The 18,621-nt window shown below is 64.8% G+C and carries 20 protein-coding genes; 9 read left to right on the top strand and 11 right to left on the bottom strand.

All coding sequences use genetic code 11. From position 1 onward, the window contains the following. The first annotated feature begins 6 nt into the window (after window positions 1-6). The 3 genes from folX to ACZ5EF_RS10710 all read left to right on the top strand — a co-directional run bounded on the left by folX (window position 7) and on the right by ACZ5EF_RS10710 (window position 2,516). Window positions 7-417 carry a dihydroneopterin triphosphate 2'-epimerase gene (gene folX, locus ACZ5EF_RS10720; RefSeq protein WP_346063566.1) on the top strand — a complete coding sequence of 137 codons (411 nt, stop codon included), beginning with the start codon at window positions 7-9 and terminating at the stop codon, window positions 415-417. 92 nt (window positions 418-509) lie between these two features. Then, window positions 510-995 carry a hypothetical protein gene (locus ACZ5EF_RS10715; protein ID WP_346063567.1) on the top strand — a complete coding sequence of 162 codons (486 nt, stop codon included), beginning with the start codon at window positions 510-512 and terminating at the stop codon, window positions 993-995. Between the two features lie 63 nt (window positions 996-1,058). Continuing rightward, a complete protein-coding gene (locus tag ACZ5EF_RS10710; protein ID WP_346063568.1) occupies window positions 1,059-2,516 on the top strand; it encodes an NAD-dependent succinate-semialdehyde dehydrogenase in 1,458 nt (485 codons plus the stop codon). 247 nt (window positions 2,517-2,763) lie between these two features. Here ACZ5EF_RS10710 and ACZ5EF_RS10705 read toward each other — a convergent pair whose 3' ends face one another. The 5 genes from ACZ5EF_RS10705 to ACZ5EF_RS10685 all read right to left on the bottom strand — a co-directional run bounded on the left by ACZ5EF_RS10705 (window position 2,764) and on the right by ACZ5EF_RS10685 (window position 8,495). Then, complete coding sequence (locus tag ACZ5EF_RS10705) at window positions 2,764-2,988, bottom strand: DUF2188 domain-containing protein (protein ID WP_346063569.1); 225 nt, start codon at window positions 2,986-2,988, stop codon at window positions 2,764-2,766. Between the two features lie 86 nt (window positions 2,989-3,074). Next, window positions 3,075-4,766: a group II intron reverse transcriptase/maturase gene (gene ltrA / locus ACZ5EF_RS10700; protein ID WP_346063570.1), complete on the bottom strand. Its 1,692-nt coding sequence runs from the start codon at window positions 4,764-4,766 to the stop codon at window positions 3,075-3,077. A 1,011-nt stretch (window positions 4,767-5,777) separates the two neighbouring features. Then, the gene (gene groL, locus ACZ5EF_RS10695; protein WP_346063571.1) at window positions 5,778-7,415 is read right to left on the bottom strand and encodes a chaperonin GroEL; all 1,638 of its coding nucleotides are present in this window, start codon (window positions 7,413-7,415) and stop codon (window positions 5,778-5,780) included. 68 nt (window positions 7,416-7,483) lie between these two features. After that, window positions 7,484-7,777, bottom strand: a complete 294-nt coding sequence (locus tag ACZ5EF_RS10690) for a co-chaperone GroES (protein WP_195859678.1) — start codon at window positions 7,775-7,777, stop codon at window positions 7,484-7,486. Between the two features lie 211 nt (window positions 7,778-7,988). Further along, on the bottom strand, window positions 7,989-8,495 hold the full coding sequence (locus tag ACZ5EF_RS10685; RefSeq protein WP_346063572.1) for an FxsA family protein: 507 nt from the start codon (window positions 8,493-8,495) through the stop codon (window positions 7,989-7,991). Window positions 8,496-8,675: 180 nt separating this feature from the next. Between ACZ5EF_RS10685 and ACZ5EF_RS10680 the strand changes: the two genes are divergently transcribed. Next, window positions 8,676-9,437, top strand: coding sequence for an SDR family oxidoreductase (locus ACZ5EF_RS10680; protein ID WP_346063573.1), 762 nt, complete (start codon window positions 8,676-8,678; stop codon window positions 9,435-9,437). A 138-nt stretch (window positions 9,438-9,575) separates the two neighbouring features. On the opposite strand, the gene ACZ5EF_RS10675 is transcribed toward ACZ5EF_RS10680, so the two are convergent. Beyond that, the gene (locus tag ACZ5EF_RS10675) at window positions 9,576-9,842 is read right to left on the bottom strand and encodes a ComEA family DNA-binding protein (protein ID WP_346063591.1); all 267 of its coding nucleotides are present in this window, start codon (window positions 9,840-9,842) and stop codon (window positions 9,576-9,578) included. A gap of 196 nt (window positions 9,843-10,038) precedes the next feature. Here ACZ5EF_RS10675 and pyrF point away from each other — a divergent pair, with 196 nt between their 5' ends. Beyond that, on the top strand, window positions 10,039-10,740 hold the full coding sequence (gene pyrF, locus ACZ5EF_RS10670) for an orotidine-5'-phosphate decarboxylase (protein ID WP_346063574.1): 702 nt from the start codon (window positions 10,039-10,041) through the stop codon (window positions 10,738-10,740). A 13-nt stretch (window positions 10,741-10,753) separates the two neighbouring features. Here pyrF and lapB read toward each other — a convergent pair whose 3' ends face one another. Genes lapB through ACZ5EF_RS10655 form a run of 3 tightly spaced genes read right to left on the bottom strand, consistent with a single transcriptional unit; the run spans window position 10,754 to window position 12,590 of the window. Then, window positions 10,754-11,935, bottom strand: a complete 1,182-nt coding sequence (gene lapB, locus ACZ5EF_RS10665; protein ID WP_346063575.1) for a lipopolysaccharide assembly protein LapB — start codon at window positions 11,933-11,935, stop codon at window positions 10,754-10,756. Continuing rightward, on the bottom strand, window positions 11,936-12,241 hold the full coding sequence (locus tag ACZ5EF_RS10660; RefSeq protein WP_346063576.1) for a LapA family protein: 306 nt from the start codon (window positions 12,239-12,241) through the stop codon (window positions 11,936-11,938). A 52-nt stretch (window positions 12,242-12,293) separates the two neighbouring features. Continuing rightward, window positions 12,294-12,590 (bottom strand): integration host factor subunit beta, encoded by a 297-nt coding sequence (locus ACZ5EF_RS10655; RefSeq protein ID WP_230086121.1) that lies wholly within the window; start codon window positions 12,588-12,590, stop codon window positions 12,294-12,296. A gap of 191 nt (window positions 12,591-12,781) precedes the next feature. Here ACZ5EF_RS10655 and ACZ5EF_RS10650 point away from each other — a divergent pair, with 191 nt between their 5' ends. Continuing rightward, on the top strand, window positions 12,782-13,075 hold the full coding sequence (locus tag ACZ5EF_RS10650) for an FAD assembly factor SdhE (protein ID WP_379729823.1): 294 nt from the start codon (window positions 12,782-12,784) through the stop codon (window positions 13,073-13,075). Then, the gene (locus ACZ5EF_RS10645) at window positions 13,035-13,436 is read left to right on the top strand and encodes a protein YgfX (protein ID WP_346063577.1); all 402 of its coding nucleotides are present in this window, start codon (window positions 13,035-13,037) and stop codon (window positions 13,434-13,436) included. The genes ACZ5EF_RS10650 and ACZ5EF_RS10645 overlap by 41 nt, the downstream gene beginning before the upstream one ends. A gap of 302 nt (window positions 13,437-13,738) precedes the next feature. Here ACZ5EF_RS10645 and nadB read toward each other — a convergent pair whose 3' ends face one another. Then, window positions 13,739-15,310, bottom strand: a complete 1,572-nt coding sequence (gene nadB / locus ACZ5EF_RS10640) for an L-aspartate oxidase (RefSeq protein ID WP_346063578.1) — start codon at window positions 15,308-15,310, stop codon at window positions 13,739-13,741. Continuing rightward, entirely contained in the window at window positions 15,307-16,428 is a 1,122-nt protein-coding gene (locus ACZ5EF_RS10635; RefSeq protein WP_346063579.1) for an FUSC family protein, read from the bottom strand. Before ACZ5EF_RS10635 ends, nadB begins: the two co-directional genes overlap by 4 nt. 245 nt (window positions 16,429-16,673) lie before the next feature. Between ACZ5EF_RS10635 and ACZ5EF_RS10630 the strand changes: the two genes are divergently transcribed. Both ACZ5EF_RS10630 and ACZ5EF_RS10625 read left to right on the top strand, forming a co-directional pair. Then, window positions 16,674-17,948, top strand: coding sequence for a tyrosine-type recombinase/integrase (locus tag ACZ5EF_RS10630; RefSeq protein WP_346063580.1), 1,275 nt, complete (start codon window positions 16,674-16,676; stop codon window positions 17,946-17,948). Beyond that, window positions 17,945-18,613 (top strand): hypothetical protein, encoded by a 669-nt coding sequence (locus ACZ5EF_RS10625; RefSeq protein ID WP_346063581.1) that lies wholly within the window; start codon window positions 17,945-17,947, stop codon window positions 18,611-18,613. The genes ACZ5EF_RS10630 and ACZ5EF_RS10625 overlap by 4 nt, the downstream gene beginning before the upstream one ends. Window positions 18,614-18,621: the final 8 nt, after the last annotated feature.

Genomic DNA, 18,621 nt, shown 5'->3' with positions numbered 1-18,621 from the left:
GCCAGCATGCCTATGCATTCGCTGAATGACCAGCATCTCGACCACGATCTGGCCACCATCCGCATCAAGAACCTGCGGCTGCGTACCTTTATCGGCATCAAGGAAGAGGAGATCAGCAACCGCCAGGACGTGGTGATCAATGCGGTGATCCGCTATCGGGCCGCCCGGGCGGTGCAGTTCAACCATATCGATCAGGCCCTCAACTACCGCACCATCACCAAGCACCTGATCGCCCATGTGGAGGAGAACCGTTTCCTGCTGCTGGAGCGCATGACCCGGGAGGTGCTGGATATCATCATGTCCTACGAGCAGGTGCTGACGGCCCAGGTGGAGATCGACAAGCCCTATGCCCTGCGCTTCGCCGACTCCGTCTCCATCACCCTCTCCGACTCCCGGGACGTGCGCCCGCTGGGCTGATCTCCGTCATGATATCGGCCCGCTCCGGGGTTGGTGCCGCGGCCGATTCGTCTTAGCATGGAGGAAGACCAGCAGCCAAGGGGAGACTCGCCTTGAACGGCGACATCATTGCCTTCGACGACGCCACCCAGTCGGGTGAAATCGCGGCCGACGACGGCCAGCGCTATACCTTCGATCTGAGTGGCTGGCGGGGCCGGGGACTCCCCGCCGCCGGCCAGGAAGTGACCTTTACTCCCCGGAACCGCCAGGCCGTGCGGGTGATCCTGCGTCCTGTGCCTCAGCGCCGTGCTCGCCAGACCCTGGCCGCTTCGCCGGGCGCCGAGTCGGTGAACTCCCGCTATTCCGGCTGGAGTCTCGCCGGCCTGGTGATGGCCTTCCTGTCCCTGTTTCTCGACGCCCAGGTGCCCTTGTTGGCGATTGCCGCGGCGGCCTGTGCCTGGCTGGGCCTGCGCCAGATTCACCGCGAACCGGCCCGCTACCGGGGCCGGCTGTTCAGCTGGTTGGCCATTGCCCTGGCGCTGCTGGTGGCGGTGCTGGGTGCCCTGGTCGACCCCACTACGGCGGCGTCGGTGCCCTAGGCACCACCAACCCCTTTTCTCCCCGGCGGCATGAGTCGCCGGCTTCCCGGGAAGGAGCGAGCTATGCAATCCCTGCAAGAGAGTACCCTCTATCGGCCCTTCGCCTATATCGACGGCAGTTGGGTGGCGGCCGATAGCGGCGAGCAGATCGAGGTGACCAATCCGGCCACCGGCGAGCGCATCGGCCAGGTCCCCCGCCTGGGGCGTGGCGAGACCGAGCGCGCCATCGAGGCCGCCGAGGCGGCCTTTCCCGCCTGGCGCGCCCTGACCGCCCTGGAGCGGGCCGATATCCTGATGAAGTGGCACGACCTGATGCTGGAGTATCAGCAGGAGCTGGCCTGGATCATGACCCTGGAGCAGGGCAAGCCCCTGGCCGAGGCCGCCGGCGAGATCGCCTATGCCGCCAGCTTCCTGCGCTGGTTCGCCGAGCAGGCCCGGCGGGTCACCGGCGAGACCCTGCCCGCCGCCAAGCCCAGTCAGCGTATCCTGGTCACCAAGCAGCCGGTGGGGGTGGTGGGGGCCATTACCCCCTGGAACTTCCCCGCCGCCATGATCACCCGCAAGGCCGGCGCCGCCCTGGGGGCAGGCTGCCCCATCGTCATCAAGCCGGCCAGCCAGACCCCCTTCTCGGCCACCGCCCTGGCGCTGCTGGCGGAGTGGGCCGGGGTGCCGCGTGGGGTCTTCAATGTGGTGCCCGGCAAGGCCAGCGAGATCGCCGCGGCCCTCACCGAATCCCCGGTGGTGCGCAAGATCACCTTCACCGGCTCCACCGAGGTGGGGCGCACCCTGATGGCCCAGGCCTCCCGGCATATCCAGAAGCTCTCCCTGGAGCTGGGCGGCAATGCGCCCTTTATCGTCTTCGAGGACGCCGACCTGGATGCCGCCGTCGAGGGGGCCATGGCCGCCAAGTTCCGTAACGCCGGCCAGACCTGCGTCTGCACCAACCGCTTCCTGGTCCAGACCGGCGTGATCAACGCCTTCTGCGAAAAGCTGGCGGCGGCCATGAACAGCGAGCTCAAGGTGGGCAATGGCGCCGAGGCCGGCGTCAATATCGGGCCGCTGATCGATGACAAGGCGGTGGCCAAGGTCTCCGAGCATGTCCATGACGCCGTGGACAAGGGCGCCGAACTGCTGCTGGGGGGCAACCCGCACCCGCTGGGCGGCAACTTCTTCACCCCCACCCTGATCAACTTCGCCACGGCGGAGATGAAGGTGGCCGGCGAGGAGACCTTCGGCCCCCTGGCGGCGGTCTTCCCCTTCGAGGACGAGGAGGACGCCGTGGCCCAGGCCAACGCCACCGAGTACGGCCTGGCAGCCTACTTCTACTCCCGGGACCTGAGCCGGGTGTGGCGGGTCTCCGAGGCCCTGGAGTACGGCATGGTGGGCATCAATACCGGCCTGATCTCCAATGCCGCGGCGCCCTTCGGCGGCGTCAAGGCCTCCGGCCTGGGTCGCGAGGGCGGCCACCAGGGCATGGAGGAGTTCCTCGAGACCAAGTACCTGTGTATGGAGCTGGAGTAACCCTAACCGCTTGATAACTCAGCAAGGCGCCAGGCCCCCACTCGGGGGCCTGGCGCCTTTCAGGCCATAAAAAACCCCGCCGGCGAACCGGCGGGGTCGGTCAGGCGGTTGCCTGGGTCGGCTGTCGGGTAGCAGCAGGGCATTTCTGCCCCGCCGCCCCCTAAGAACCGTACGTGCGAGTTTCCCCGCATACGGCTCAAGCCCCTGTAAGCCCAACGAAAAGTTGAGCCGGTTGCCCTTACAAGTACTAACCCTTGGGCGGGAATGGATCGTTTCCGTAGGAGTCCTTCTCCCGGATCTTGCCATCCCGGCCATGGATGAGCACCTCGCTTTGCTGGTTCCTAGCGATGTCACGAGCGGCGTCTGCGGCCTCGCTCTGGGTGGAGTGATGCGAGGTATCTCGAGAGTTACCTTCACCACGTACCGCCCAGCCATCGGGCCGTTTCACCACATGCTGGTTCTTGCCTGCCATGAGTCACCCCCTACGGGTCTTTGCGAACCTGTATGGGTATATAGCATTCAGTACCAGACATTGCAACATATGCCTATCATTAGCTGTCACAGCACAACATGTTGTGCTTCACTCGACTGCCTGACCCGCGCAGACGAATGTAGTTGCCGATGGCAGTTGGGATGCAGCAGTACCAGATTCTCCAGCTCGTCACCGCCACCCTTGTGCCGTTCCACCACGTGGTGGATGTTCCACCCGGTTTCCCAGGTGATGAACTGTTGGCACATCGGGCAGCGCTTGCCTTGCCGGGACCAAAGCGTCTGCAGCTTCTTCCTTCCCTTTGTCGATTCCTTCCAGGAACGTTCCAGCCGCTCCTCGAAATAGGTCTCGAACGCCGGGTCGAAAGGATTCGCTTCCGCCTTGATCTTGGTATGCCGCTTGATCGGCACATCGCTGGCATAGAGCAGATACGCTCGCTTGCCGCCGGGATACTCACCCTGGAAGACCCATTGGCGCTTGCCTGCTGGAGGGAAGTACTTCCCCTTGATCCAGCGCTTGCGCCGGCTCAGGTGCCGTCTCTTGCACCATTGCCATAGCATCTTCCAGATGCGGTAGTCCACGTAGTTGAACGTCTCTTTGGCCGCAACTCCCCGATGGTAGTTGGTCCAGCCCCGAATCATCGGGTTGAGCTGATCCACGATCCACCAGGCAGGCATGGTCTTGTTGGCGTTCAACAGCCTCCTTACATTGGCCAAGAAAGTCTTCACGTTCTTGTGACTCGGCTTGATCAGGCACTTGTCACTGTACTTGCGAATATTCTGGCCCAGGAAGTCGAAACCCTCCGCTATGTGCGTGACAACGGACTTCTCCACCGAAAGGGTGAGCCCACGCTCGGCCATGAAGGCCTCGACGATGGGTTTCACGTCCTCCTCCAGCAGCTCCTTGGAGATGCCGGTGATGATGAAGTCGTCCGCGTACCGCACATAATTGACCTTGGTCTTGTAGCTGGCCTTGGTGTTCTTCCTCCCGAATTGGGATTCGAACACCGCTTCCAAACCGTCAAGCGCCATATTGGCCAATACCGGCGAGATGATGCCACCTTGCGGTGTACCCGCCGTCGTCGGAAGGAGCCGTGAGGACTCCATGTATCCCGCTTTAAGCCACTTGCGGAGGACCGTCCTATCCATAGGGATATTCCGGACCAGCCACTCGTGGTCGATGTTGTCGAAGCACCCCTTGATGTCGCCTTCGAGTACCCACTGAGCCGAGTGCTTGCGGCTGAGATTGACGAAGCATTGCTCAATCGCATCCGCGGTGGCTCGCATGGGCCGAAAGCCGTAGGAGTTCCGATCCGCCGTCGTTTCTGCTACCGGTTCGAGCCCAAGCAGGAACAGAGCCTGCATGGCGCGATCCAGCATCGTCGGGATTCCCAGCGGCCGACGTTCACCGTTGGCCTTCGGGATATAGACCCGACGAAGCGGCCTGGGCTTGTAACCCTTCCGCTGCAAACGGAAGATCGCTTCCCACTTGTCATCCGGGGTCTCCCAGCATGCCCCATCGACACCAGGCGTCTTCTTGCCCTGGTTCTCGGTGACGCGTTTCACAGCCAGTGCTCTGGCTGAGAACGAGCGGACCAGCATGCGTTGCAGGGATTTTACCCTGCGCCACTTCTGGTCATGGGCAGCCTTCGCGATCCGTACCTGTAGCCTCCTCACACGGCGATGGCAGACCTTCCAATCGATGGTGTGCCAGCTCGATGCCGAGTGGGAGAATGCAGGTACGCTTTCCAGAGTACTCATCTTGCTATCCTCCTCTGAGCATTGACGAAAAATGCCCCGAGGGGTGAAGACGGCACTATCCCCTTGCGGGGAAGGTGAGCCTCACCCCGCAAGGGCATTCGTACTGTCCATCCAAACCGCGGATGGTGCTTATCAGGCGGCTTTACACGCCTTCACGCGATCAGAGACCAGACAGAAGTCAGCACGCTTTCGCGTCGGGGCAAAGTTCGAACCCCTATCCCGTCCATTACAGACGGGCATTCGCTTTTTCTGTCCTCCTCTACCCGCACCTCCAACAGCTTGCCTTGCGGCTCGCCTGCCCGAGGGCAGAGATACGGGCTTACCGAGTTCCTTTCCTTCTACATGAGTGGGTTAGACCCTGCCTATCCACCGGTAGCCGTGCGTCAGCGTATGCCCAGATGTAAGAGGCATAACCGGCTACACACCTTTTGGTTGAAGCCTGTCAGCAACTTTGGCTCCTTGCGGTTGACGGTGTTTATCAGCAGTTCACTTGCGTTGGTCGTACCACCCAGCCTAGCGTCTCATCCGCCTGTTGCTGGCAGAGTCACTGGCGTGCCTCGCGGCACAGACAGTCCACCGAGGTGGGACTACATTGTCAGGGAGCTTCGCACACCACCGTTGCCAGTGATGCACTACCCCTAGGCTACTGTTGGCTGAACAACAGGTCTCTTTACCCCGAAATACACCAAGGTGAGACAATAGCAGGAAAGGCTTGCGCCACTAGGTGCTAGCAAGCTTTGTAGACACGGCAATCTCTGCTACATCATCCGGCCATTTGGCCGAACTTCAGCATTGATCTATCCGTCGCCGTGAGGCGAGGACTCGGGGTTTCCCCCAGACACCGAGAACGGTACACCCTAGTTACAGGTGACCGGTATCCGGGTCTTGAGAAGCCCCGGATACCGGGTTTAGCAAATTGCTTTTTCTGCGGGTGTGTGGCCACCGACTCTAGGGTCGGTGACCACAATGATGTAGCCCGCTAGGCTAGCTACCTAAGCGACTCTCGTCGCACTACATCATGCCGCCCATGCCACCCATGCCGCCCATATCCGGAGCGGCGGCTTCCTTCTCTTCCGGATCGTCGGCCACCATGCACTCGGTGGTGACCATCAGGCCGGCCACGGAACCGGCGGACTGCAGGGCAGAACGGGTCACCTTGGCCGGATCCAGCACGCCCATCTCGAAGAGGTCGCCGAACTCGCCGGTCTGGGCGTTGTAACCGAAGTTACCTTCGCCATCCTTGACGCGGTTGATGACCACGGAGGCCTCTTCGCCGGCGTTGGTGACGATCTGACGCAGCGGGGCTTCCATGGCGCGCAGGGCCATGTTGATGCCGTGGGTCTGGTCGTCGTTGTCGCCGCTCAGGCCGGCCACCTTGGTCAGCACGCGCACCAGGGCGGTACCGCCACCAGGCACCACGCCTTCTTCGACGGCGGCGCGGGTGGAGTGCAGGGCGTCCTCGACGCGGGCCTTCTTCTCCTTCATCTCCACTTCGGTGGCGGCACCGACGCGGATCACGGCGACACCGCCGGCCAGCTTGGCGACGCGCTCCTGGAGCTTCTCACGATCATAGTCGGAGGAGGTCTCCTCGATCTGGGCGCGGATCTGGTTGACGCGGGCCTCGATATCGCCCTCGGCACCGGCGCCGTCGATGATGGTGGTGTTCTCCTTGGACATGGTCACGCGCTTGGCGCTGCCCAGGTGGTCCAGGGTGGCCTGCTCGAGGTTCAGGCCGACCTCCTCGGAGATCACGGTGCCGTTGGTCAGGATGGCGATATCCTGCAGCATGGCCTTGCGACGATCACCGAAGCCCGGCGCCTTGGCGGCGGCGACCTTGACGATACCGCGCATGGTGTTGACCACCAGGGTGGCCAGGGCCTCGCCTTCGATGTCCTCGGCGATGATCACCAGCGGCTTGCCGGCCTTGGCGACGGCTTCCAGCACCGGCAGCAGTTCGCGGATGTTGGAGATCTTCTTGTCCACCAGCAGCAGGAAGGGGTCTTCCAGCTCGACGGCCATGGTGTCTTGGTTGGTGACGAAGTACGGGGAGAGGTAGCCGCGGTCGAACTGCATGCCTTCCACGACTTCCAGCTCGTCCTCGAAGCCACGACCCTCGTCGACGGTGATCACGCCTTCCTTGCCGACCTTCTCCATGGCCTCGGCGATGATCTCGCCGATGCGGGCGTCGCCGTTGGCGGAGATGGTGCCGACCTGGGCGATCGCCTTGGAGTCGGTGCAGGGCACGGCCAGGGCCTGGATCTCCTTGACCGCGGCGATCACGGCCTTGTCGATGCCGCGCTTGAGGTCCATCGGGTTCATGCCGGCGGTCACGCCCTTCAGGCCCTCATTGATGATGGCCTGAGCCAGCACGGTGGCGGTGGTGGTGCCGTCACCGGCCACGTCGGAGGTCTTGGAAGCGACTTCCTTGACCATCTGGGCGCCCATGTTCTCGAACCTGTCCTTCAGTTCGATTTCCTTGGCCACGGAAACGCCGTCCTTGGTGACGGTGGGGGCGCCGAAGGACTTCTCCAGCACCACGTTGCGGCCCTTGGGCCCCAGGGTGGCCTTCACGGCGTTGGCGAGGACATCCACGCCACGAGCCATGCGCTTACGGGCGTCGTCGGAAAACTTGACCTGTTTCGCTGCCATTTTTCGTTACTTCCTATTGATCGGTTGTCAAACAAGAACGCTGAACGTCGTTTGGCGGACTCTGGGGCTTAGCCTTCCACCACGGCGAGGATATCGGACTCACTCATGATCAGGACCTCTTCGCCGTCGATCTTCTGCTTCTCGACGCCGAAGCCCTCCTTGAAGATCACGGTGTCGCCGACCTTGACGTCCAGGGGGCGCACTTCGCCGTTATCGAGAATCCGGCCGTTACCGACGGCGAGGACCTCGCCACGCGTCGGTTTTTCCTGGGCATTGCCCGGAAGCACGATGCCGCCAGCGGTCTTCTGTTCTTCTTCAACGCGACGGATGATGACGCGATCGTGCAGAGGACGGATATTCATTGCTCACGTACTCCTGAGGGTTGGCTGTGTCACGCCTGGCGTGACGGTGGTCGTTACCGGCTCCGCAGCGGGGCCGCGAAGTGAAGGCGAATGCCTTCCGTGTCGTTGGCTCGCCGCCGGGGCGCCGAGCCGAAACCGTTGCTAGCCCAACAGTGGGGGCGGGCGAATGGCTTTCAAGGCCCCGGAGGAAAATTTTTTCATCCGGGGCCACTCAGCGACGCGCGTCGCTACGGGGAATAAAGTCGCCTTCCAGGGGGCCATCCTGGGGGTTGGCCCGAGCGGTGTGCTCGCCGCTATCGCGTCCGGCCTGATGCCAGTCGTCGGCCTGGGGGCGCTGGCGGCTGCCGGCGCCCATCGGCGCGGCCTGAAAGCGCAGCCCCAGGCGCGCCAGCCCCTTGCCGAGCAGGCGCCGGGCATCGGGAATCAGGCACAGCAGGCCCAGGCCGTCGGAAAGAAAGCCCGGTGCCATCAGCAGGGCGCCGCCGAAGATCAGTGCCGCCCCGGTGAGCAGTTCGCCGGTGGGCACCTCGCCGCGAGCGAAGCGTTCCTGGGCTCGCGCCAGGGTGGCGACGCCCTCGCGGCGAATCAGGTGCAGGCCGATAAAGCCGGTGGCCAGCACCATCAGCAGGGTGGCCAGCAAGCCGATCTGGCTGCCCACCGAGAAGAGAATCACGAAGTCGAGCAGGGCGAAGAGGGTAAAGAGAAGGAGAAAAGGCATGGTGCCTCCGGCGATGTCGTTGGCAAGGAAATGCGGGTGGTGAGACGGGATTTCAAGGCATTCTCCCTGTGCGAGTTTTTCAACGCGTGCTAGCTTATAGAGGTTGCTGCGTTGCACAAAAGAATAGTGGGTTGGCGGACAGGCTCCGTCATCATCCCGGACATTTTGAGGAGAAGACTTATGCAGATGGACAAGGCGGTGATCGCCATTACCGGTGGGGCCCGCGGGCTGGGGTTGGCCATGGCCCGGCGCCTGGGCCAGCAGGGCGTCCGGCTGGCGCTGTTGGATCGCGAGGCCGAGGCCCTGGATGCCGCCGTGGGAATCCTGGCCGAGGCCGGTGTCGAGGCCCAGGCGTTCGTCGCCGACGTGGCCGACGAGGCCTCGGTGACCCAGGCCTTCGGCGATATCGCCGCCCGGATGGGCCCGGTACAGGGGCTGGTCAACAATGCCGGTATCACCCGCGATGGCCTGCTGATCAAGGCCAGGGACGGCAAGGTAGAGAAGGGGCTCTCGTTGAGCCAGTGGCAGCAGGTGATCGACGTCAACCTGACCGGGGTCTTCCTGTGTGGCCAGGCGGCGGCCCTGCAGATGGTGGAGGCCGGCCGGGGCGGGGTGATCGTCAATATCTCCAGCATCTCCCGGGCCGGTAACATGGGCCAGAGCAACTATGCCGCGGCCAAGGCGGGGGTGACGGCGTTGACCGTGACCTGGGCCAAGGAGTTGGCCCGTCATGGGGTGCGGGTGGGCGCCGTGGCGCCGGGCTTTATCGAGACCGATATGACGGCGGCGATTCGCCCCGAGATGCTGGAGAAGATCGCCAAGGGGATTCCCCTGGGCCAACTGGGCCGGCCGGAGGATATCGCCGAGAGCGTGGCCTTTATCTTCAACAATACCTACTTCACCGGTCGGGTCATTGAGTGTGATGGCGGCCTGAGGATCTGACCGTCATTAGGGAGAGGTTCCGGGGGCATTCGATAATGCCCGCATTGTTACCGGTCGCGTCATCGAATGCGACGGTGGCCTGAGGATCTGAAGGAAAGAAGGAAGAGAAGCCCGGGGGCGGCGGCCCCCGGGCATGGGTCAGAACTCCAGTTGATCGCGCATGGTCTCCACGGTGGCCGGGCCGATGCCGCTGACCCGGGTCAGGTCGTCGGGGTCGCTGAAGGGGCCATTGGCCTCGCGGTCCTCGATAATGGCCTGGGCCTTGGCGGCGCCGATGCCGGGCAGCTCGGCGAGCATTTCCGCATCGGCCTGATTGACGTTGATGGGGGCCATCTCCTGGGCCAGGGCCAGCGGGGCCAGGCCCACCAGCAGGGCGAAGAGCAGTATTTGTAAGGAGGTTTTCATCATCCATTCTCCGTAACGGTGATGGGGGTATGTGTAACCTCTGGTTACATGTTAACCCTAGTCCCTAGCCTTTTCGGTGCTGTCAGCCGTCGCCGATTTTCGCTATCGGAGATTGGCGGCTCGTGCTGGCCGACGCAACCAGGCCTGGCTGGTATACTGGAGCGCTAATTGATACGCCGAGGAGATGCCTGCCCCCATGTCCACCGACTCCCCCCTGATCATTGCCCTGGATTTCCCGTCCCTGGATGCGGCCCTGTGCCTGGCCGACCAGCTCGACCCGGCGCGTTGCCGGCTCAAGGTGGGCAAGGAGCTCTTTACCCGTAGCGGGCCCGACGTGCTGGAGGCCCTGCATGGCCGCGGCTTCGAGGTATTCCTCGATCTCAAGTTCCACGATATTCCCAACACCGTGGCCGGTGCCGTTCAGGCGGCGGCGGAGCTGGGAGTATGGATGGTCAATGTGCATGCCGGGGGCGGTCGGCGGATGATGGAGGCGGCCCGGGAGCGACTCGACCGGCATCGCCTCTCGACCCAGCTGATTGCCGTCACCGTGCTGACCAGCATGGAGGCGGAGGATCTCGCCGAGGTGGGGGTGGCGGTCTCGCCGGCCCAGCAGGTGGAGCATCTGGCGCAGTTGGCCCAGGCCAGCGGCATGGACGGGGTGGTCTGCTCGGCTCAGGAAGCGACGCGGCTCCGCGAGCTGTGCGGTGACGCCTTCCTCAAGGTGACGCCGGGCATTCGACCCAGCTTCGCCGAGACAGGGGATCAGCGGCGTGTCCTGACCCCGGCTCAGGCCATGGCGGCGGGCAGTACCCACCTGGTGGTGGGGCGGCCGGTCACCCAGGCCGACGAGCCCATGGCGGCCCTGGCCGCTATCGAGGCGGAGCTGGCCGGGGCTTGATCCCTTCCCTTCGTCACTCCCCTTCGATGCCGGTAATGGGCTTGGTGGTGCCCCACTGACGACAACTGGGGCACTGCCAGTGCAGCTGTTCGCCGGAAAAGCCGCAGCTTCGACAGCGATAGCGCGGGTGGCGAGCCAGTAGCGCCTGGGTGTGCTGCTTGAGCAGCTCGATGCGCTCCCGCTCCGCGGCGTCGGCATTGCGTGCATAGAGATCCATCAGATAGTCCAGGGCGCGCAGGCTGGGAGTGCTCGCCAGTTGCTCGCGAATAAAGGTCTCGGCGGCGGCATTGCCTTCCCGTCGTTGATGGCTCTGGGCCAGGGCCAGCAAGGCGCTGGTGAAGGGCGCACGCCCGATCAGCGTCTGCAGATAGGCCTCGAAGCCCTGCGGGTCCTCCAGGCGGCGGTAGGCCTCCGCCAGGGGCTCGAGGATGAGGGGGGCGAAGTCGAGGTCCTGGTCGGGGATGCGCCTGAGCAGCTTGGCCTCGGCCTTGTAGTGGCCGGTATCGTGCTCGAGGCGGGCCAGCAGCCAGGTGGCCCGCACGCACTGGGCGTCGATGCCGAGTGCCTGGCGCAGGTGCTTGCGGGCCGGACCGGGGCTGGCGCCCTGCAGTTCCTGCTCGGCGAGTTCGCAGAGCCAATGGCTGGCGGCGCGGCGCAACCCCTCCTGTTGGCGCACCAGTTCCGGAACCGCCACCTCGACGGCCGCCTGCCAGGCCTTCTCCCGCTCCAGCAGGTCGACCAGCAGGCGCTTGGCGGCCAGGCGCAGTTCCTCGTCCTGGGCCTCGCGAATCAGTCCCTGCAGCAGGCGTTCGGCGCGGTCGTGGAGGCCGAGCTTGAGGAAGTCGCGGGAGAGTTCGAGCTGCACCCGCTGCCCCTGGGCGGGGGTCAGGGTCGGGCGCGCCAGCAGGTTCTGATGGATCTTTACCGAGCGGTCGGCTTCGCCCCGGGCGCGAAACAGGCTGCCCAGGGCGATATGGGTCTCGATGGTGTCGCTGTTGACTTCCAGGGCGTTGACGAAGGTCTCGATGGCGCGGTCGGGCTCCTCGTTAAGCAGGAAGTTGAGCCCCACGAAATAGTCCCGGGACAGGCGCCCCTGGGAGGTTTCCCCCTCGTGACTCGCGGCACTGCGTCGGCCCAGCCACCAGCCGATGGCCACCGCTGCCAACAACAGGGCCAGCAGCAGAAGATCCATCATTCAGGGCAGTTCCTTGAGCTCCTGGACGCGCAGCCGGTCCAACTCCTTGCGCTGCTGCTGGTTATGGCGCTGGGCGCGAGTCAGCAGGGTGCGCAGGCGCAGGTAGACACCGGTCATGGCGAGCATCCCCAGCAGCACGCCACAGGCCAGGGCGGCCAGCAGCCATACCGAGAGGGAGGCGGGGGGGAGTTCGACCCAGATCAGGTTGAGGGGCAGGGCCTGCTGATTGTTGACGGCGAAGAGGATGCCGATCAACAGCACCGCCACCAGGATAACGGCCAGGATGACGCCTTTTAACCAACGCATGGAGCTTCCTTCGAATCGTGTCTGTCGTCATGGCGCAGGGCGCCCTTCGCCCTCAGTATCCCAGGGCACGGCTGGCATTGACCTGCTCGCGCAGCTCCTTGCCGGGCTTGAAGTGTGGCACGAATTTACCGTCCAGGGCGACCGGATCGCCGGTCTTGGGGTTGCGGCCGACCCGCGGCTCCCGATAGTGCAGGGAGAAGCTGCCGAAGCCGCGGATCTCGACGCGGCCCCCGTCGGCCAGGGTATTGGTGATGTCGTCGAGAATGATTCTGACGGCGGCCTCGACTTCCTTGATCGACAGCTCCGGCTGTCGCATGGCGATCTGCTCGATCAACTCGGACTTGGTCATCGGCGTTTCTCCAAGGGCAATGCCGTGTCTGCGGCTCTTGTTTGTACTCAGCATACTGCGCAAATCGTGATAAAACAACGAACTACAACACGATGGTCGAAAGGGGGGCGGTGAGGGGCGAGGTTTGGGCTCGCGGCCGCCGCCTCGGTTATAATGCGTGGACATTCCCAAGACTTGTCCGAGGTTCTCTCTTGAGCGAAGCGACCCCCTTAGAAGATGTCGAGCGCAAGCGGCTCTACTGGCATTCCCGGCGTGGCATGTGGGAGCTGGATCTGCTGCTGGTGCCCTTTCTCGAGCGGTGTTACGGCGAGCTTGATGCCGACGATCGCGCGGCCTACCGGGCCCTGCTGGAGGAGGAGGACCAGGACCTGTTCGTCTGGCTGATGCGTCGCGAGCCCCCCGAGGCGCCGGCACTGCGGCGCATCGTCACCCGGATCATCGAGCATGCCGAGCACGGCGATCGCGATCAGTTTCGCGCCCTCTAGGCTGGCGCTGCTGCCGCCGCTGGTGATCGATGGCGGCACTCTTGTGTTGTTGGCCTTGCATGCGCCGCCGGGGATCGCCGCCCTGGCGGCGCTATCGTTTGTGGTGGCGTTCGGCTGGCAGGCCAGGCGCCGCCCTGGCGGGCGGCTGCGTTTCGTGCCCATCGGCGAGGGTGGCGAGTGGGAGTGGGCCGAGCCGCGAGGCGAGTGGCGGCGCGTCGGCCTGCGCTGCGACTACCTGGGGCCCTGGCTGATCGGCCTGCGTCTGGGGCGCCGACGGTTCTGGGTGTGGCCGGATAGCGCCGGTACCGATGCGCGGCGCCGACTGCGGCGGCTGCTGGTTGTGCGTCGCGGGATGATCTAGTCGAGATCGCCCAGGCGGATCGTCGAGGGCCTGGCCTCGGCGGCGGGTGTCCGGGCAGTCCCGGTTGAGGCGGCCAAGAGGGCCCCGGGCTCCCGGGGCTAGTCGAGATCGCCCAGGCGGATCGTCGAGGGCCTGGCCTCGGCGGCGGGTGTCCGGGCAGTCCCGGTTGAGGCGGCCAAGAGGGCCCCGGGCTCCCGGGGCTAGTCGAGATCGCCCAGGCGGATCGTCGAGAGCCTGGCCTCGGCGGCGGGTGTCCGGGCAGTCCCGGTTGAGGCGGCCAAGAGGGCCCCGGGCTCCCGGGGCTAGTCGAGATCGCCCAGGCGGATCGTCGAGGGCCTGGCCTCGGTGGCGGTATCCGGGCAATCGCGGTTGAAATGCAAGCCCCGGGACTCCCGGCGCGCCTGGGCCAGGCCCACGGTGAGGCGTGCCAGGCGCAGCGAGTGCCAGAGACTGGCCAGCGCCGGGCTGGGCCTGTGATGGTGCCAGAGGTGGGTGACCCTCTCCCCTAGCTCGCGCAGCTGGCTGTCGGCCTCGGCCAGGCCGGCGTCGTCGCGGACGATGGCGACCCGGCGACTCATTACCTCGCCGAGTTCTTCCTGCAGGGCCGCTATGGTGTCCGGCGCTACCGCCGGCCCGGTCGCCGGGGCCAGTGGCTCGGGGGGCTGCCAGTCGAGGGGCGGCTGGCGCAAGGCCCGGGCCGCGGCCCGGGCGAAGACCAGGCACTCCAGCAGGGAGTTGCTGGCCATGCGGTTGGCGCCATGCAAGCCGGTGGCCGCCACCTCGCCGATGGCATACAGGTGCGCCACCTCGGTGGCGCCCTCCAGGTCGGTGACCACGCCGCCGCAGCTGTAGTGGGCGGCGGGCACCACCGGGATCGGCGCCTGGGTGATATCCAGGCCGCGACCCAGGCAGTGGGCGTGGATGGTGGGAAAGAGGTGCTGGATCGTCTGGGCCGGCAGGTGGCTGATATCCAGCCACACATGCTCGCCGCCATCGTGCTGGATCTGGGCGTCGATGGCTCGGGCGACGATATCCCGGGGCGCCAGCTCTGCCCGTGGGTCGATGGCCGGCATAAAGCGCTCGCCGGCCCGGTTGCGCAGGATGCCACCCTCGCCGCGCACCGCCTCGCTGATCAAGAAGGGCGCGCCTTGGGGGTCGTAGAGGCAGGTGGGGTGGAACTGCTGGAACTCCAGGTTCATCAGCCGGGCGCCGAGTTCCGCGGCCATCAGCATCCCCTCGCCGCGGGTGGGGCAGGGGCTGGTAGTGTGGCGATAGAGGCCGCTGGCGCCACCGCTGGCGAGCACCGTGTCGCCGGCCAGCAGGAGTGTCTCTTCGCCTCGGTCGTCGAGGCAGCGGGCGCCGCGGCAGGCGCCGCTCGTATCGGCGAGCAGGCCGATGGCGGTCAGCGTCGGATGCCGGGTGATATGCGGGTGGGCCTCTACCCGGGCGACCAGGGTGTCGATCACCGCGCGACCGGTGGCATCCTCGGCATGGATGATGCGCCGGGCGCCGTGGCCACCCTCCCGGGTCAGATGATAGGGGTAGGGCGCCTCGGGTCGCGGGTCCCGGGTAAAGGGCACGCCGAGCTCGAGCAGCCAGGCGATGGCCGCCGGCCCCTGCGCCACGGTAAAGCGCACGGCGGCCTCGTCGCACAGGCCGGCACCCGCGATCAGGGTGTCCGCCACATGGGCCTCGGTATCGTCGGCGGGGTCCAGCACCGCGGCGATGCCGCCCTGGGCCCAGCGGCTGGCGCCGGCGTCGTCGCTGGCCGGGCGCAGCAGGGTGACGGGGCGATGATCGGCCAGGTCCAGCGCCAGGGCGAGGCCGGCGACGCCGCCGCCGATGACCAGGACGCGTTCGGCGGGGGAGCTCATGGGCGGCGCTTCTCCTTGGCTGGGGTAATCAGGGTATGGCGTTTGGCGCGGCGCCTCAGGCGCCGGCTGGGCAGGCGGCGCAGCTTGCCGAGATCCGCGGCCAGGGCCTGGGTCAGGCGCGCCAATTCTCGATTCAACCACAGGTAGCCACTCGGGCTGAAGAGCAGCCGACCATCCTCGGTGCGTCCGCCCTGGGCCTGATCGGCGTAACGCTGGAGATCGAAGGTGATGTTGTCCACCTGGATGGGGTGGCCGGTGCGCACCTGGTAGGCCAGGCTGCCCAGGACTCGGGCCAGGGTATGCTGGGTCTCCCTGAGTCCCGTCATGGCTTCGATGCGTTCATGGCCGGAGCGGGTGTTCCAGTGGCTCTCCAGCAGCAGCTCGATGGTGGAGAGCATGCGCCGCTGCAGGGAGATCAGGCCATCCAGCTCGCGGCGCTTGAGGCGGCGCTCGCTGTGGATGGCGTCCACCAGGCCGCGCTGCTTGACCAGCAGGCCGCTGGTGGTCTTGAGCAGCTCGCGGGTATCGGGGCCGGAGGCCGTAGTGGCGCTGGTGTGGGCGTGGTAGAGCCGGGCCATGGTGTCCAGGTTCTCGGCGAGCAGGAAGCGCAGCACATCGGTGGCCTTCTGGGGCAGCAGGACCAGGGTCACCGTCAGGCCCACGCAGGAGCCCAGCAGCACGTCGAAACCCCGCCAGAGGGCGAGCGGCAGGTCCTGGTGACCGTCACCGGCCACCAGCAGCAGGCTGATGGAGAACATCAGGCCGCCATAGGCGTGGCGCTTGCCGAAGGTGATATAGGTGGCCAGGGCGATGCCGAGCAGGAGCCAGGCGGGCAGCAGGCCGGGGGGCGGGTCGGGCACCAGGGTGGCCAGCACGCCCCAGCCGACGCCGAGGACGGTGCCCAGCAGGCGCTGTTTGGCCTTGTCCAGGACGCCGCCGATATGCGGCAGGTTGCCCATGACCATGACGGTGCTGACCAGGGCCCAGCTGCCATGCGGAATCGGCAACAGGGTGATGATCAGATAGGTGATTGCCACCGCGGCACAGATGCGCAGCGCATGGATGGGCCGCCTGTGACGGTGGTTGAAGTAGGGGTCGCGTAGGCGAAACGATGTCATCGAGGGGTGCCCCGGAGCGAATGGCTCATCGAATCGATGATGGTGCCCGGAGCCGGGCTCGAACCGGCACGGTGTTGCCACCGAGAGATTTTAAGTCCATGTAGCCTCCTTTGAATCCGTTTTATGTAGCACCACAGAATTGCCATTTCTCAAGACCTTATCCTATACTGAGTCCCTAGGTGACGCACTTAGTTTTGAAGTCGGCTGCTACATATTCGCTACATATCCCGCCCGAGGGACTCGCCATGAAACTGAAGCTGAGCAAGACCACTGTGGAGGCTCTGGCGCCCGAACCGGACAAGCAGATCATCGTCTGGGACAGCGACATCGTGGGTTTCGGCGTCCGCGTCTCGCCGGGCGGCTCCCGCACCTTCTTCTATCAAGGCCGACTCCACGGCAAAGCGAAGAAGGTCACCATCGGCAAGCTGGGCAAGGTGACGGCCGAAACGGCCCGCAAGGACGCCAAGCGCATCGCCTCCATGCTGGAGCTGGGCCAGGATCCGAGCCCACCCAAGCACGCTACCGCCGCGACCGCGCCAACGCTTGGGGACTTGATGGCCGCCTATGTCGAGCTACTGGAGAGCCAGGGCAAGGTGTCGGCGCGCAACGTCAAGAACCAGATTGCCCGCGATATCAAGAGTGCTCACCCGCGCCTTTGGGCCAAGCCCGCTGCCGAGATTGATCTCCATGACTGCATGGTCATCGTTGGTGCCCTGGTAGATGCCAAGAAGCCGCGGCAGGCGGACAAGATCCGCAGCTATATTCGCACCGCCTACAGCGAGGCCATTAACGCCCATGGCGACGCGAATATGCCAGCATCGATGCGTCGGCTCAAGATCACCTTCAATCCTGCCCGCGACATGCGCAAGGTGAAGGGTAGCAGCAAGGCCAAGGACCGGGCGCTGTCTCTGGCCGAGTTCAGGGCCTACTGGCGGCGCGTGCAGGCCCTTCCCGAGCCCCACCGCTCGCTGGCCATGCTTCACGTCCTGACCGGCGGCCAGCGCCAGCAGCAGCTCGCCCGCGTCACCCTGGCCGACATCGACCGGGACGCGCCGTCTATGCGCATTCTCGATTATAAGGGGCGCAGGACCGAGCCTCGAATCCACATCATCCCCCTGTTACCGGAGGCCCTGGACGCCATCGATCGCATCACCGGCGGGGGTGAGTATGTCTTCAGTTGCGACGGAGGCCGGACACCCATCCATAACGCCTTCCTGAACGACATCGCTAAACGCATCTGTGCCGAGATGAAGGACGCTGACGAGCTCGAGAATGGCCCCTTCACCGCCGGCTCGATCCGCGCCACCTGCGAGACGCGCCTGATCGCCAAGCCTTACCGCGTGTCATCTGACGTGCTGGCGCACCTGCTGAGCCATGGCATGGGCACCGTGCAGCGCAAGCACTATCAGCACCACGAGTTCTTCGACGAGAAACTGGAGGCCCTGGAAATGCTCCACCGCATGGTGAAGGGGCAGCCGGAGCCGGGGGCTCAGGTGGTCGAGTTGAGGACGCGGGCATGAGCATTTCACGGGACCACGCGATGATAATTGCCCGCGAAGTGCTTGAACGCAATCTTCGCAAGTACGGCATTACTAAAGCAGATATCCGTAGCGGTAGTTATGACCCACTGGTTAAGGCCAACGCATGGGCAACAGGGGTAGAGATAACGCATGAAAGCGGTGAAAAGTGGACGCCTTCGCCGTGGCGCATGCTGCCGGGGAGTGCCAACCATGCCGCCGCCGCTGAAGCGGAGTCTAATGGCCGATTGAGATATACCGCAAGCGAGGACGGGAAACTCAACCATCTTATAGAAGAAGCCACCCGGCACTGGGTGGCATTTGAAGCGTGCCGTATCGTGTTCCGAAAGCTGGTGGAGCAGGGCGATAGAGTGCCACCCAAACTGGCTGAGGTGGCGATGGGATCAACACCGAAAGAGCGAGGCGGTGCAGCCGGAAAAAAAGACTTGGGGCGCGCCTGCCTAGTTGAGTCTATTGACGAACTTGCTGGCATACTAAAAATACCCCACACCAGTAATGATGAGAAAACGAAAAACGAAAATAATGATGCTTCGAGTTACATGGCTACGGCAGCTGGTGTTAGCGTCTCCACTGCCAAGGGCGCTTGGAAAGAGGCGAAGACTCCTAAAAAAGGGAGGAGGAGTTTTCTTAGAATCTATCGCCCTTAATGCCGTGG

The organism is Bisbaumannia salifodinae (genome assembly GCF_055388505.1).
This window is presented reverse-complemented; position numbering and strand designations above follow the sequence as displayed.